The 13,318-nt window shown below is 34.9% G+C and carries 12 protein-coding genes; 3 read left to right on the top strand and 9 right to left on the bottom strand.

What is annotated here, in order from left to right; genetic code table 11:
- Positions 1 to 35 precede the first annotated feature (35 nt).
- Both BUB95_RS03160 and BUB95_RS03155 read right to left on the bottom strand, forming a co-directional pair.
- On the bottom strand, positions 36 to 998 hold the full coding sequence (locus BUB95_RS03160) for an electron transfer flavoprotein subunit alpha/FixB family protein (protein WP_073082931.1): 963 nt from the start codon (positions 996 to 998) through the stop codon (positions 36 to 38).
- Between the two features lie 137 nt (positions 999 to 1,135).
- Entirely contained in the window at positions 1,136 to 1,882 is a 747-nt protein-coding gene (locus BUB95_RS03155; RefSeq protein WP_073082928.1) for an electron transfer flavoprotein subunit beta/FixA family protein, read from the bottom strand.
- A gap of 240 nt (positions 1,883 to 2,122) precedes the next feature.
- Between BUB95_RS03155 and BUB95_RS03150 the strand changes: the two genes are divergently transcribed.
- Both BUB95_RS03150 and BUB95_RS03145 read left to right on the top strand, forming a co-directional pair.
- On the top strand, positions 2,123 to 3,100 hold the full coding sequence (locus tag BUB95_RS03150) for a pyruvate dehydrogenase complex E1 component subunit beta (RefSeq protein ID WP_073082925.1): 978 nt from the start codon (positions 2,123 to 2,125) through the stop codon (positions 3,098 to 3,100).
- 85 nt (positions 3,101 to 3,185) lie between these two features.
- Entirely contained in the window at positions 3,186 to 5,696 is a 2,511-nt protein-coding gene (locus BUB95_RS03145) for a DUF5686 and carboxypeptidase-like regulatory domain-containing protein (RefSeq protein WP_073082921.1), read from the top strand.
- 9 nt (positions 5,697 to 5,705) lie between these two features.
- Here the strand turns inward: BUB95_RS03145 and BUB95_RS03140 are convergent, their stop codons facing one another.
- Together BUB95_RS03140 and BUB95_RS03135 are read right to left on the bottom strand one after the other, a co-directional pair.
- Entirely contained in the window at positions 5,706 to 6,722 is a 1,017-nt protein-coding gene (locus BUB95_RS03140; protein ID WP_073082918.1) for a transglutaminase domain-containing protein, read from the bottom strand.
- A 9-nt stretch (positions 6,723 to 6,731) separates the two neighbouring features.
- Positions 6,732 to 7,142 (bottom strand): carboxypeptidase-like regulatory domain-containing protein, encoded by a 411-nt coding sequence (locus BUB95_RS03135; protein WP_073082916.1) that lies wholly within the window; start codon positions 7,140 to 7,142, stop codon positions 6,732 to 6,734.
- A 209-nt stretch (positions 7,143 to 7,351) separates the two neighbouring features.
- Between BUB95_RS03135 and BUB95_RS03130 the strand changes: the two genes are divergently transcribed.
- Positions 7,352 to 7,651 carry a hypothetical protein gene (locus BUB95_RS03130; protein ID WP_073085047.1) on the top strand — a complete coding sequence of 100 codons (300 nt, stop codon included), beginning with the start codon at positions 7,352 to 7,354 and terminating at the stop codon, positions 7,649 to 7,651.
- On the opposite strand, the gene BUB95_RS03125 is transcribed toward BUB95_RS03130, so the two are convergent.
- From BUB95_RS03125 to BUB95_RS03105, 5 genes are read right to left on the bottom strand one after another with little or no spacing between them, the layout of a single operon-like run.
- Complete coding sequence (locus BUB95_RS03125; RefSeq protein ID WP_073082914.1) at positions 7,648 to 9,024, bottom strand: MptA/MptB family glycosyltransferase; 1,377 nt, start codon at positions 9,022 to 9,024, stop codon at positions 7,648 to 7,650. The two genes, BUB95_RS03130 and BUB95_RS03125, sit on opposite strands and share 4 nt — an antisense overlap.
- A 36-nt stretch (positions 9,025 to 9,060) precedes the next feature.
- Positions 9,061 to 10,551 carry a cellulose synthase family protein gene (locus tag BUB95_RS03120; RefSeq protein ID WP_073082911.1) on the bottom strand — a complete coding sequence of 497 codons (1,491 nt, stop codon included), beginning with the start codon at positions 10,549 to 10,551 and terminating at the stop codon, positions 9,061 to 9,063.
- Entirely contained in the window at positions 10,551 to 11,258 is a 708-nt protein-coding gene (locus BUB95_RS03115) for a glycosyltransferase family 2 protein (RefSeq protein WP_073082909.1), read from the bottom strand. Before BUB95_RS03115 ends, BUB95_RS03120 begins: the two co-directional genes overlap by 1 nt.
- Positions 11,255 to 11,725 (bottom strand): toxin-antitoxin system YwqK family antitoxin, encoded by a 471-nt coding sequence (locus BUB95_RS03110; RefSeq protein ID WP_073082907.1) that lies wholly within the window; start codon positions 11,723 to 11,725, stop codon positions 11,255 to 11,257. The genes BUB95_RS03115 and BUB95_RS03110 overlap by 4 nt, the downstream gene beginning before the upstream one ends.
- Positions 11,725 to 13,317, bottom strand: a complete 1,593-nt coding sequence (locus BUB95_RS03105) for a 4Fe-4S binding protein (RefSeq protein ID WP_073082904.1) — start codon at positions 13,315 to 13,317, stop codon at positions 11,725 to 11,727. Before BUB95_RS03105 ends, BUB95_RS03110 begins: the two co-directional genes overlap by 1 nt.
- Between the last annotated feature and the right edge of the window lies 1 nt (position 13,318).

Genomic DNA, 13,318 nt, shown 5'->3' with positions numbered 1-13,318 from the left:
CTAAACAGTTCTTTGAATTTTAAAGATAATAAAATTTAGGCGTTTTGTGCTTTAAAGGCTTTAAGTTTTTCAGTTAAAACAGGCACAACCTCGAAAGCATCGCCAACAATACCATAATCTGCTGCCTTAAAGAAAGGTGCTTCAGGGTCTGTATTGATGACCACTTTTACTTTTGAAGCACTAATACCTGCTAAGTGTTGTATAGCTCCAGAAATCCCAATAGCAATGTAAAGGTTTGTAGCAACAGGTTTACCCGTTTGTCCAACGTGCTCGCTATGCGAACGCCATCCTAAGTCACTTACCGGCTTAGAGCATGCTGTAGCCGCACCAAGAACTTCTGCTAAGTCTTCAACTAATCCCCAGTTTTCAGGACCTTTTAATCCACGACCACCGGAAACAACAACTTCGGCATCGGCGATAGTTACTTTTCCAGCGGCTTTGTCTACTGATTCTACAGTTACGCCAGATTCTGAAATTGAAGGTGAAAAATCTTCAATCGATGCAGAACCACCAGATTCTACTAATCCGAATGAATTATTAGATAAGCCAACTAATTTTACGTCTGTCGAAATCTCTGTATTTGCAAATGCTTTATTAGTAAATGCGGTGCGCTTAACAGTAAAAGGCGAGAGGCTAGATGGCTTTTCTACAACATTAGAAACATAACCTGCTTCTAAACCTACAGCTAATAATGGTGCTAAATATTTGCTATCTGCACTAGAACTAACGACGACTACTTTCGAGTCCTCTTTTTTAGCAGCTTGTTCGATAACGCCTGCATACTTTTTTGCGTTGAAAGGATTTAGAGCATCGTCTTTTACATTAAGAACTTTATCTGCTCCGTAATTTCCTAAGGTCTCAATATCGTTTGCATTTATAGCAATTGCAGTAACGCTTGTTCCCATATCATTTGCAATTGCTTTTGCGTAAGATACACATTCTAAAGCTGCTTTTTTAAGTTTTCCGTTTTCTGATTCTGTATATACTAAAACTGACATAATAAATCTTTTATTTATGGTTCCCGTGAAAACGGGAAACGTATTATTAATTTTTAAAAGCTTTGGTCACTGAGGTTCTCGAAGTGACCTATCCCTAAATGTCCATTTCGAGTGCCTCAATGGACGTCTTTGGGAATTTAAATCACCTTAGCTTCGTTATGAAGTAAGTTTATTAATTCATCTATATTATCTGCATCTACCAATTTAACAGCACCTTTTGGTGCAGGTTTTTCAAAACTGTTTGCGGCAGTTTCTGCATTCGCTCCAATAGGTTCAACAACGTTTAAAGGCTTTTTACGAGCCATCATAATACCTCTCATGTTAGGAATACGCAAATCACTTTCTTCTACTAAACCTTTTTGTCCGCCAATAACTAATGGTAAAGACGTGTTTACAGTTTCTTTTCCGCCATCAATCTCTCTTACAGCTTTTGCATTTGTGCCATCTACTTCTAAACTTATACAGTTGGTTACAAAATTAGCACCAACTAATTCCGATAACATTCCTGGAACCATTCCGCCATTATAATCAATAGATTCTCTACCAGCAATTACTAAATCGTAACCACCATCTGTAACTACTTTTGCTAATTCTTTAGCTACAGCAAAACCATCTTTAGCTTCTGTGTTTACGCGGATTGCAGAATCGGCACCAATAGCTAACGCTTTACGTAATGTCGGTTCTGTTTCTGGGCCACCGACATTAACAACATCGACGGATGCACCTTGTTTTTCTTTAAACCACATGGCACGTGTTAAACCAAATTCATCATTAGGATTTATAACATATTGTACGCCATTGGTATCAAATTTTGTATTACCATCTGTGAAATTGATTTTCGAAGTCGTATCAGGCACGTGACTAATGCAAACTAAAATCTTCATAACTCTTCTTTTTTGTTTAAATAACTATAATTTTATTTACGATAACGTTATCGTAATTTATTCTGAAACACTATATTTTACAGGGATTAAAGCTGAAAACACCCTTTTAAATTAAGTGGTTACGAAGATAAATACTTTTTTTCGAATATTTACTATGCGTGCATAATAAATTTTAAAGAAATTTCATCAATAAAGTTTTTCTTTTATTCCTATTTTTGCTGTTCTATTAAAATTTAAAGGATGAAGACGATTCAATTTAGAGAAGCGATTGCAGAGGCTATGAGTGAAGAGATGCGCAGGGACGAGAGCATCTATTTAATGGGTGAAGAAGTTGCTGAATATAATGGTGCATACAAAGCATCTAAAGGTATGCTTGATGAGTTTGGGCCAAAACGAGTTATAGATACACCGATTGCAGAGCTTGGTTTTGCTGGTGTTGCTATTGGCTCTACAATGACGGGTAATAGACCTATTGTAGAGTATATGACGTTTAACTTCTCTTTAGTTGGTATCGACCAAATTATAAATAACGCTGCAAAAATTAGGCAAATGTCTGGAGGGCAGTTTAAGTGTCCTATTGTATTTAGAGGACCAACGGCATCTGCGGGTCAGTTAGCAGCAACGCACTCACAAGCTTTTGAGAATTGGTTTGCAAATACTCCAGGGCTTAAAGTTGTAGTGCCATCTAATCCTTATGATGCAAAAGGTTTATTAAAATCAGCTATTAGAGACGATGACCCAGTAATTTTTATGGAAAGTGAACAAATGTATGGCGATAAAGGAGAAGTTCCAGAAGGAGAATACACAATTCCATTAGGTGTTGCAGATATTAAACGCGAGGGTACTGACGTTACTATTGTTTCCTTTGGGAAGATTATAAAAGAAGCTTACAAAGCTGCTGACGAACTCGAAAAAGAAGGCATTTCTTGTGAAATTATAGATTTGCGCACCGTGCGTCCAATGGACAGAAAAGCAGTTGTTAATTCTGTGAAGAAAACGAATCGCTTGGTTGTTCTTGAAGAAGCGTGGCCTTTTGGAAATGTTGCTACAGAAATAACATACCTAGTACAGTCTGAAGCATTTGATTATCTAGACGCACCAATTGTAAAAATTAATACTGCGGATACACCAGCACCATATTCTCCTGTATTGTTAGAAGAGTGGTTGCCTAATCATACAGATGTTATTAAAGCTGTAAAAAAGGTGATGTACAAATAAATAATTCGCATATTTCTGCGTTAATTAAACTTCATCTTCTATTGTAATTTAAGTTTAGCACAATAGTTGATGAAGTTTTTTGATTATGAAGCAAAAATTACTTTTTCTTTTTTTAGCCCTAAATTCTATAATCGTCTTAGCCCAAACTAAGGTTAGCGGTTATGTTTTCGATGAAAGTAATCAGCCAATTGCTTTTGCAAATGTTATTTTTAAAGGTTCAACTATTGGTACCATTACCAATGAGGATGGTAAATTTTACTTAGAGTCCGATGAAAATTGGGAAACATTAGAAGTGTCTTTTCTAGGGTACGAAATTCTAACGTTCCAATTAACTAAGCGTGTTAATTACGATTTAAAATTCATATTAAAAGAAGAAGCGGCAGCCTTAGATGCTGTAGTTATTGTTACTGGAAAGCAATCCAAGAAAGCTTCTGAGAATCCAGCCATTCGTATTCTTAAGAAAATATGGGAGCGTAAGCGCCAAAACGGTCTTAAACAGTTTAAACAGTACGAATATGACCAATATGAGAAAGTAGAATTCGACTTAAATACCATAGACAGTGCGCTTATAAAAAGTAAGCTTTTTAAAGGTATGGAGTTTGTTTTTGAAGAAGTGGATACTTCGCGTGTTACAGGTAAGACCTATCTACCTATTTTCTTAAATGAATCTGTTAAAAAGATTTCGGGTGATAATGTCATCAATAAAAAGCGAGAAGATTTAATAGGGAATAAAAACTCAGGGTTTAGCAATAATCAAATCATTATAGATTTTATAGACGATTTATATTCAGACTATGATATCTACGATAACTATCTTAAGTTTTTTGATAAGAGTTTTGTTAGTCCTTTAAGCCGTACAGGAGTTCAGACTTATAATTATGTGCTTTCCGATAGTGCTTTCATAGATAACAAATGGTGTTACAATATTATCTATTATCCGCGACGTAAAAATGAGCTGACCTTTAAAGGCGATTTCTGGGTTAATGATTCTACTTATGCCATAAAAGAAATTAATCTTCAAGCTTCAAAAAGTGCCAATATCAACTGGGTAAAAGAAATATACATTGAGCAGGAGTTCGAAGTGCTTAACGATTCGTTATTTTTAATTAAACGCGATTATTTCTTATCAGACTTCGCTTTAAATAAAAAAGAAAAGTCACGTGGTGTTTATGGAAAGCGAACGACACTTTACGATAATTATAAATTTGATATAGAGAAAGACTCAAAGTTCTACGATAAGGAAGTTTATAATTTTGATGAAGATGTCTATAATAGAGAAGAAGATTTCTGGGAGAAAAACAGATTAGAAGCTCTAAATAAAGATGAAAAGGGAGTCTATAAAATGTTAGACACTTTAAAGACGGTTAAAAAGTTTAAACGCCTTTATAATTTAGGAAGCATTTTAGCATCGGGTTATATTGAATTCCCAAGTATTAATATGGATTATGGCCCCATATTTTCAACCTTTGGATTTAACGATGTTGAAGGTCTGCGTTTACGTGCTGGAGGAAGAACTTACTTTGGGCCTAATGACTTATGGCGTCTTGAAGGCTTTTTGGCTTACGGATTTAGAGATGACAAATTTAAATATGGCATTTCAGGAAAGTGGTTACTAGACAAAAAGAGTCGACTCACCATTTTTGGAGGAAACCGACGAGATGTCGAACAAATTGGAGCGAGTTTAACGAGCTCTACGGATGTTTTAGGACGTAGTTTGGCGTCCTCAGCTGTTATAGCAGGTGGCACAAACGATAAGCTTACCAATATAAATTTAACCAATCTTGGTTTTTCTATTGAGCCTTTTAGGAATGTCGTTTTTAGACTTGATGGTAGTTATCGTGAGTTGCGTTCTGCTTCTCCAACATTTAGTTTAGATTATAATGATGCTGATTCGCCTAGCGGGATTTCTTCAGAAGTCAATCAATTTGAAACACGCTTTTCTGTAGCTTACTATCCAAAGCGACAAATGACTGGTTTTGGTGTTGAACGAAAGGAAAAGAATGATGATTTTGCGCGATTATTTGCGCAATTCAGTAGAGGTGATGAAGGCTTTTTAAATAGTGATTTTGACTATACGAAGCTGCAATTCTCTTACATACAGCCGTGGCAAGTTGGTGGTTTTGGACGTTTAACTACGTCTATAGAAGTTGGTAAAACTTTTGGTGATGTGCCATTAGCTTTATTAAGTGTTGTACCAGGTAATCAGACGTATTTTTCAATATATAATACCTTCCCGCAGTTAGATTTTTATGAATTTGTGACGGATACCTACACATCTTTGCATGTAGAGCACAATTTTAATGGGCGTATATTTTCGCGTATTCCTTTTTTGAAGAAATATAACTTAAGAGCTGTTTTGGGTTTGCGTGGAGTTTGGGGTGAGTTATCCAATTCTAACCGGTTATTAAGTACTACCGGAAATCCGGCAGAAATTATTTTAAGAGCTCCAGATTCTCGAGTGTACTATGAGTATAGTTTTGGAGTTGCAAATATCTTTAAAGTGTTACGTATAGATTTTAATTTCAGAGGTAATTACTTGGACTTGCCAGATGCTAGACGTTTTGGAGTTACAGGTAGTTTCGGTTTTTTCTTTTAGAACCATAAATCAAGGTATAACCCTTACCACATAGGTAGCAATAAGTAGGTCGTCAATTCTTAAATGAATGTCGTAAAACCCTCTTTTTTTAAGCTTGTATTTAATGTTGATGCTATTATTGTTTTGCTCAACAGTATCTGGTAGCCGATTATAAGTTGTATTACCATCGTCTATAGTAAGTGTTACATTTTCTGCATTAATATTCGGCTTAAGTTCGTAATCAATACTTAGAGAAGAGTCACGTTTAATTTCGTTGTATAGTCTTTGCGGACTTATATGATTAGATAACAATTTATAAGCATCGTTATATATTATTGGAGCGTTTACAAAGGCATCAAATGTTGGGATGCTGTCCATTAAAAACCAACGTTGCTCAATAGGAAAATGATTGATTGCAAACAATTGAGGAGACACTAAAAATAGACCGTCATTGTAATTAAATTTAAATCTTCCAGTCTCAGGGTCTTGTATTCCGCTAGCCCAAGTAGGATCACTTAAGTACCATTTTCCATCAAGCTTTACAGCGTTCCAACTATGATTTGGTTCTTCTAAATCTTCAGGATTTCCAGAGCTCGGTTTCCCAAAACCATTGACGATTTCACAATCTATATTGGCTAATTGACAAAGCGATTTAACCGTATAAGCATAGCCTGTGCAAATCGTCCGTTTACGTCTAAGAAGCGTAGAGAAAATTTTCTTTGCAAACTTTTCATTCCAAGCTTCAAGTTTTAAACTATCGTCTTTAAAACGGTTACGTTTACGCTTGTTTTTAGCATATAGTCCGTAGTCATTCTTTACGTTTGTACATACCCACAAATAAATCGCTCTAAAACGTTCAACATCAGTTTCAAGATCATTAGTAAGATTATAAACCAGCTCGGGCATGTCGTCTAGTTTAGCACCACGGTTTTGTAAAGCTAGTTGGTCAGCCTTCTTGAAATCTATAGATTCAAAATCTTGAGACTGCGCAGAACTAATTTGTAAGGATATTATAAGGAATCCTAAAAGAAAAAAACGTCTAACCATAAATATCAATTAGTTTGAACGTCTTCGCTTGCTTTTATATGGTAAGTTGGTGTTAGGTGCGCTAAGCACGTCAATAGCTTCTTCTGTCATGGTCAACTCAATAAAGGTTGAGTCTTTATCTATAACTATAGATTCCTTTTTATAACCTAAATAGCTAAAGATTAAAACGTCACCAGAACTTAATTGATTCGGAAATGTAAAATTTCCGTTAGCTTTTGATACTGTTCCTGCTTTAGAACCTTTAAGATAGATACTTACGCCATCTAAAGGACCATTAATATCTTTTACAATGCCCTTTACGGTAATAGGTTCTGTTTGTGCTTGCAATGGATTAAACAAAATTCCTACTAGAATAAATAGTCCAACAGACATTAATAATTTACCAAATGCATTTTTGTGTTGTAGTGTTTGTGATTTCATAATTACAATATTATTGTTTTACTCAAAACTAACAGGTTTTTAGATTTCTATAAAACCATCTTGAGTAATCTACGATAACAGATTAGTAAAGATAGTATTTTATTGAGTTAACTGTTTATCGAAAAAAAACGAATTATTTAATATAGATTTATTTTTTGAATTAAATTCCTTTGTATCTTGGTAATACTAAACCATCTTATATTAAAGAAATGAAAGATAATCTGAAACGTGTAATAGTTGATTTTAAAAAGTTAACTCCTGAGATTTTAGCGCTTTTGGTTGAGAAATACCCTGATGGTTATGATGACGCTCACATCATATCTTTCAGAAATTTAAAAAATGAACTTATTGAAGCTGTAGAAGTAACCACTGAGGACACTAAGTATTTAGTGAAAGTTAGTTCTACGCTGGCAGTAACCATGGAGAATTATGACGAAGATGATTATGAAGACTTTGATGATGATGATCCAGATGCAGTACAACCACCTGATGAAGATATAGCGGATTAAATCTTCAACCTCTTATTTAAAATTACTTCGTAGATAAACACTCCGAATACAATAGCGTATTCTAAAGCTACTATCCATAATTTTTCTGATTTATCTGCCGTTCCTATGCTGATGTAAGATAGGTAGCTCAACACAATTACAATACTCCAAACTATAGGATATCTATAATCTGTAAACAAGCACAATACAACTAATGTAGAAATATACCAAGGATGTACGGTAGTGCTTAAAAACAAGTAGCAGGTGAAAGCTAAAAGTATAGACTTAGCCAAGGTTGGTAAGTTGTTGTTTTTTCTAAAAAATGAAAGGTAAAGGATAATGAGTATAGCAATAATTGGCAGAATCTTGCCGATGATTTTTATTTCGTTATAACCTGTTATGAGATAACCGATTTCTCTAGCTAGATAATAAATACTCGCGTTAAATTCAAAATTACTAAACCAAAGTCCTACCGTTTGTGTATAGTTGTCTATAAATTCAATTGAGAAAAAGGGTAGAAATAAGATGACTGTTGTTATCAGAACTATAGAATAGAAAACAAAAAGCTTTTTTAAATCTGGAATTCTTTGACTCTTCTCTTTGGTGAACCACCAAAAGAAAATTGGCAAAAACATTAAAGGAATGAGCTTAACAGAGATAGAACATGCCAGCATCACTGCTGCCCATTTCCATTTACCAGATTGCAGTAGATATAAACTCCAAACCAGGAAGAAAATCATAACGCCTTCAAAATGAAGATTACCAGTAAACTCAATAACTATAAAAGGATTTAGAACGTAAAACCATATCCTGCTAGGTGGTAATTTTAAATTTTCCAGTAGCTTTTTTCCAAACCAGAGTGTCCCTATGTCTGCTGCTATTATTAATAGACGCATTCCAATGACCGAACTTGTGATACTTTGTCCAGGGAATAAATTTCCAATATAAAAGAGTATTTGATTTATTGGAGGGTAGTTTGTGTAATGCGAAGAACTTAATTTTCCCATACCATTATACAATTCTACTTGGTTTGGAAAGTTAGACATGATTCCTAAATCCATTTGAAAATCTGGGGTGGTCAGATAAGGATTAAATCCAACACCGAGCATTTGCCCATCCCAAATAAACCGATAAAAGTCTTGTGAAAGATTAGGGACAGCTGGCAAGAAAATTAGTCGGACTAAAACTGAAGCTAACACTAAAAACCCGAAGTTGAAACCGCCTGATTTCTTTAAGATGTAAGCAACTACAAATAACGATAGGTATAAAAGAATCAGTTTTGTAGGTTCCGTACGGACTAAATCATAAGCAAAACTAGCATAGAGGACTAAGCTAATAAGTAAGCATGCTAAGGGTATCTTGGTGTATTTTAAAAAAGTACTTTGAAGAAACATAAGCTAAAGATGTATATAAATTTAGCTTAAAAATCGTTAAGCTTTAGAACCTAGAGATTTAAAGAATACATAGCCAAAACCAATAAATAACATTAAGTGAAATGGAAATAACCCAAAATCACCACCTTGGTCACCAACAACAAATGCACTGTACAAACCAAATCCAAAATAGAGCATCAATATGCCTTCGATAATCACATGAGGTGATACTTTTTTGCGCAAATACTTGTTGCCTTTCCAAGAGTCTTTTAATGTACTAATATTGAATTTAGGCGTACGAACAAATTCACTTCGTTTACCAATATGTCCTTCGATTACAGCAATAGAGTTGTGAAGCGAAAAGCCCATGGCTATGGAGAAAAACGTAAAAAACATTCCTATATAGCTAAAGAATTTTTTAAAACCACTACCATAAATATTCTTATACATAAACCAATAGCACACAAAAAAGATAATGGTACTTGTTACGAAAAAGCTCATGACGTAAAAATAGTTGCGTAAATGAGCATATTCGTTCTTTATATAAAGCATAGGAATACTTAAAATGGCTACAGTAAAAATGCTCAAAAACATGGTGCTATTTAAGAGGTGTAGTAAACCATGTATCTTTGTTTTAGCAGAGATATTTTTCGACTTAACAACACGCCAAAGCATTTTCCTGAAATTTTCTGCGCCACCTTTATTCCAACGGAATTGTTGCGAGCGCGCCGCACTAATCACTACAGGAAGTTCAGCAGGTGTTTCAACATCTTCAAGATACTTAAATTCCCAATTCTTAAGTTGAGCACGGTAGCTTAAATCTAAATCTTCAGTAAGGGTGTCACCTTCCCAATTACCAGCGTCTATAATGCACGCTTTACGCCATATACCAGCAGTACCGTTAAAGTTAATAAAGTGTCCTTTACTATTTCTTCCTACTTGTTCTAAAGTAAAATGAGCATCCAAAGCAAAAGCTTGAATTCTGGTAAGCAAAGAGTAGTTTCTATTAATATGTCCCCAACGTGTCTGTACAACGCCTACCTTTTCATTTTTGAAATAAGGTACTGTACGTTTTAACCAATTAGGTTGCGGAAGGAAATCAGCATCAAAAATGGCAATAAACTCACCTTTGGCAATTTCTAAACCTTCTTTTAAAGCACCAGCTTTAAAGCCGCTTCGGTCAGTTCTCGTAATATGCGTTATGTCTAGACCAGTTGCAGCTAGTTTTTCTACATGATCACGTGTACTGGCTACGGTTTCGTCTGTAGAATCATCTAACACTTGAATTTCTAACTTATCCTTTGGATAATCAATTAAAGCGATATTGTCCAGAAGCCTATCCATAACATACATCTCATTAAAGACCGGAAGCTGAATAGTGACAAATGGAATTTCATCAGGGTTAGATAAATCAAATTTCTCACAAGTATCTTTTTTCTTTTTTGAAGAAAGGTAGTTGTAGAGCAAGTTAAGTTGAGCCAAAGCATACATAAAAATAAGTATGATGGCAATCGTATAAATGACGATTATGATAGATTCTATAAGCATTATTTAAAGCTGTATTTAAAAATCCATGTCAGGATTTTTACGCCTGCAAATATAGCACCTTTTACCGTTCCAGAAACTTTTGAGACACCTATTCTGTTTCTATAATTTACAGGGATTTCCTTATAGGTGTATTTTTTCTTCAACGCCTTAAGTTGCATTTCTACGGTCCAGCCATAAGTTTTGTCCTCCATATTGAGAGCTAAAAGCTTATCATATTTTATAGCTCTAAACGGCCCAAGGTCCGTAAATGTTGAACGGAAAAAGAGTTTCATTAAAGTGGTTGCAAGCCAATTCCCAAAAACTTGAGGTCCTGTCATGCTGCCAGCTTCACGAAGATTCTTATCTCTAGCACCAATGACAAAATCGATATCTTCTTCAATAATTGGTGCAACTATTTTTGTCAGTTCTTCAGGGTAATCACTATAATCACCATCCAAAAAAACAATAATATCTGGTCGCTTTTTATGGTCGCTGAGTGATGTTGAAGCAATGTAATCTATTCCCTTAAGGCAGGCATAACCATAGCCTTTTCTGTTTTCGACCAAGACTGTGGCGCCTGCATTTTTAGCATTTACTTCAGTATTGTCTGTAGAATTATTACTTACAACTATAATCTCGTCAACAATTTTAGGGATGTCTGCAATGACTAGAGGGATAGATTCTTCTTCATTATAAGCAGGAATAATAACTTTAATGCGTTGGGTCATTGTAGGTCTCTAAGTCTATTTTCTTTTTTAAAGGATTTAAAATCCGTCCATTCTTTCAGTTTTTTACCAAGCGAATATTTTACTGCAGAAACTAATTCTTGCTTTCTGTACATGAGACAGTACCCATTTTTTTGGTTGTTTTTCAGTTGACATTTATGATTAACATAACCATTCTCATCATAAAAAATCCACCATTTTATTTTTTTATCAGCCTCGTAATGTCCTTCACTTTCTTTTATGCCATTGGCTCTGTAAAGTTTCCAAAATTTGGTTTTGAGGCCATTATTGTAATGCCCTTCTGATTTTACTTTTCCGTTAGGATGGTAATATCTCCAATACTTTACCTTTTTACCATTCTCAACCCAGCCAGCAGATTCTAACTGACCATTGTCAAAATAGTTTTTTTGATAGCTTTTTTTACTGATTGCAAAACTACTGATTAGTAAGAAAAAAACAAGAATTCGCATTACTTTTGATTTACGAGTTCCATTAAATCAACATCGTTACCCAAAAGGATTTCAGTAGGATTTATACGACCTTTCATTGAGTCGTTTTCTAATTTAAGAACACCACGAGGACAAACCGCAGAACAAATACCACAACCTACACAGCTTGAGCGTACAATGTTTTCGCCCTTTTGGGCATAATGGCGCACATCGATTCCCATTTCACAACTGTTAGAGCAATTACCGCAAGAGATACACTGACCGCCATTTGTTGTAATTCTGAATTTTGAAAATAAACGCTGCTGAAATCCAAGAATTGCAGCCATAGGACATCCAAAACGACACCATGCACGGCTTCCTAAAATTGGATAAAATCCAGTGCCAATGACTCCAGAGAATATTGAGCCAATATAGATGCCGTATGCAGAACGCAAAGCTCCTCCTTTTACAAAAAAGACATGCTCGGTAGTTCCTGTAAAATGCATGATTAATAAGAGGGCAATAACAGCTAAATAACCAATAGCACCTGCTTTTGCATCTTTTCCTAATTCTTGTCTTTTAAAGTACATGACAACCGCAAAAACAAGAGTTAAAAATCCGATAACTAAGCTTATAAACACACCTCGTGTTAACCAAAAATCATTTTTATCGTATCCGAGGTAAGTATATACCATTGCTGTAGTCATCACTACAGAAAATACCAATACAGTATGGATTAACCAACGTTCTAATTTCCAAGCAGATAGTTTTTTTGAAGATAAATGTCTAAATGAGTCACCGGCGGTTTCGGCTAAGCCACCACAACCACAAACCCAAGAACAATACCAACGTTTGCCATACTTGTAAGTTAAGATAGGCGTAATTACAAATATAGAAAGTATGCCAAAAATGATTAAGGCTAAGCCAATTGAACCATTTGATAAAAAGGCGTTTACTGACCATTCATCGAAGAGATAATAGTTTAATGGCCATACACTTTTTAAATCATAATATGGTAAATCATTATTCATTACATACATAAATTCTGGAATCAAGAAGGCAAAACCTAATTGAAAAAACATTACAGAAAACGTCCGTATTTGTTGATAACGATTGTGTCTATACTTAAGAATAAATTTATATCCGAAAGCTAAAATAGCTAAGGTGTAAAGTGTACCATATACAAACCATTGGCTTGCATTTCTACCAGATAATAATTGACTTAATGGGTCGAATAAGGATATTAATCCAGTATTAGAACCATCAACGCCTTGGCCTAAGCCCAAGTATTTTGGATAGAAGTACAATACGATATAAAAAGCGGTTAGAATAACACCGAGTGTCCAACCCCAAATACCTCGCGACGAAATGGATTTAAACCATTGCCCATCATTTTTTATGCCTTCTAATTTGGTAAGATAAGCCTCTCTAGAATACATGATTACTCCAATAGCAATTAATCCTAAAGCGGCTGTTAAAGAGAGTCCTTCATTAGGAAAATTAGTATTAAATAAGGCTAAGGTTAATATAAATAAGCCAACAATACCTACAGCTAAAGCGACTTTTTGTTTAGTAGTAATGCCTAGAGCGTCTGGTTTTGCCAAAGACATGCTATGATTTATTTTAGTACTCATG

The sequence above is a fragment of the Winogradskyella jejuensis genome (assembly GCF_900129745.1).
Lineage (GTDB): Bacteria > Bacteroidota > Bacteroidia > Flavobacteriales > Flavobacteriaceae > Winogradskyella > Winogradskyella jejuensis.
Note: the sequence above shows the minus strand (reverse complement) of the source record. Positions and strands in the feature narration are given on the sequence as shown.

Bases quoted from the DNA above. Each gene is read 5' to 3' on its own strand.
- BUB95_RS03160 (WP_073082931.1), bottom strand. From the start codon at position 998: ATGTCAGTTTTAGTATATACAGAATCAGAAAACGGAAAACTTAAAAAA.
- BUB95_RS03155 (WP_073082928.1), bottom strand. From the start codon at position 1,882: ATGAAGATTTTAGTTTGCATTAGTCACGTGCCTGATACGACTTCGAAA.
- BUB95_RS03150 (WP_073082925.1), top strand. From the start codon at position 2,123: ATGAAGACGATTCAATTTAGAGAAGCGATTGCAGAGGCTATGAGTGAA.
- BUB95_RS03145 (WP_073082921.1), top strand. From the start codon at position 3,186: ATGAAGCAAAAATTACTTTTTCTTTTTTTAGCCCTAAATTCTATAATC.
- BUB95_RS03140 (WP_073082918.1), bottom strand. From the start codon at position 6,722: ATGGTTAGACGTTTTTTTCTTTTAGGATTCCTTATAATATCCTTACAA.
- BUB95_RS03135 (WP_073082916.1), bottom strand. From the start codon at position 7,142: ATGAAATCACAAACACTACAACACAAAAATGCATTTGGTAAATTATTA.
- BUB95_RS03130 (WP_073085047.1), top strand. From the start codon at position 7,352: ATGAAAGATAATCTGAAACGTGTAATAGTTGATTTTAAAAAGTTAACT.
- BUB95_RS03125 (WP_073082914.1), bottom strand. From the start codon at position 9,024: ATGTTTCTTCAAAGTACTTTTTTAAAATACACCAAGATACCCTTAGCA.
- BUB95_RS03120 (WP_073082911.1), bottom strand. From the start codon at position 10,551: ATGCTTATAGAATCTATCATAATCGTCATTTATACGATTGCCATCATA.
- BUB95_RS03115 (WP_073082909.1), bottom strand. From the start codon at position 11,258: ATGACCCAACGCATTAAAGTTATTATTCCTGCTTATAATGAAGAAGAA.
- BUB95_RS03110 (WP_073082907.1), bottom strand. From the start codon at position 11,725: ATGCGAATTCTTGTTTTTTTCTTACTAATCAGTAGTTTTGCAATCAGT.
- BUB95_RS03105 (WP_073082904.1), bottom strand. From the start codon at position 13,317: ATGAGTACTAAAATAAATCATAGCATGTCTTTGGCAAAACCAGACGCT.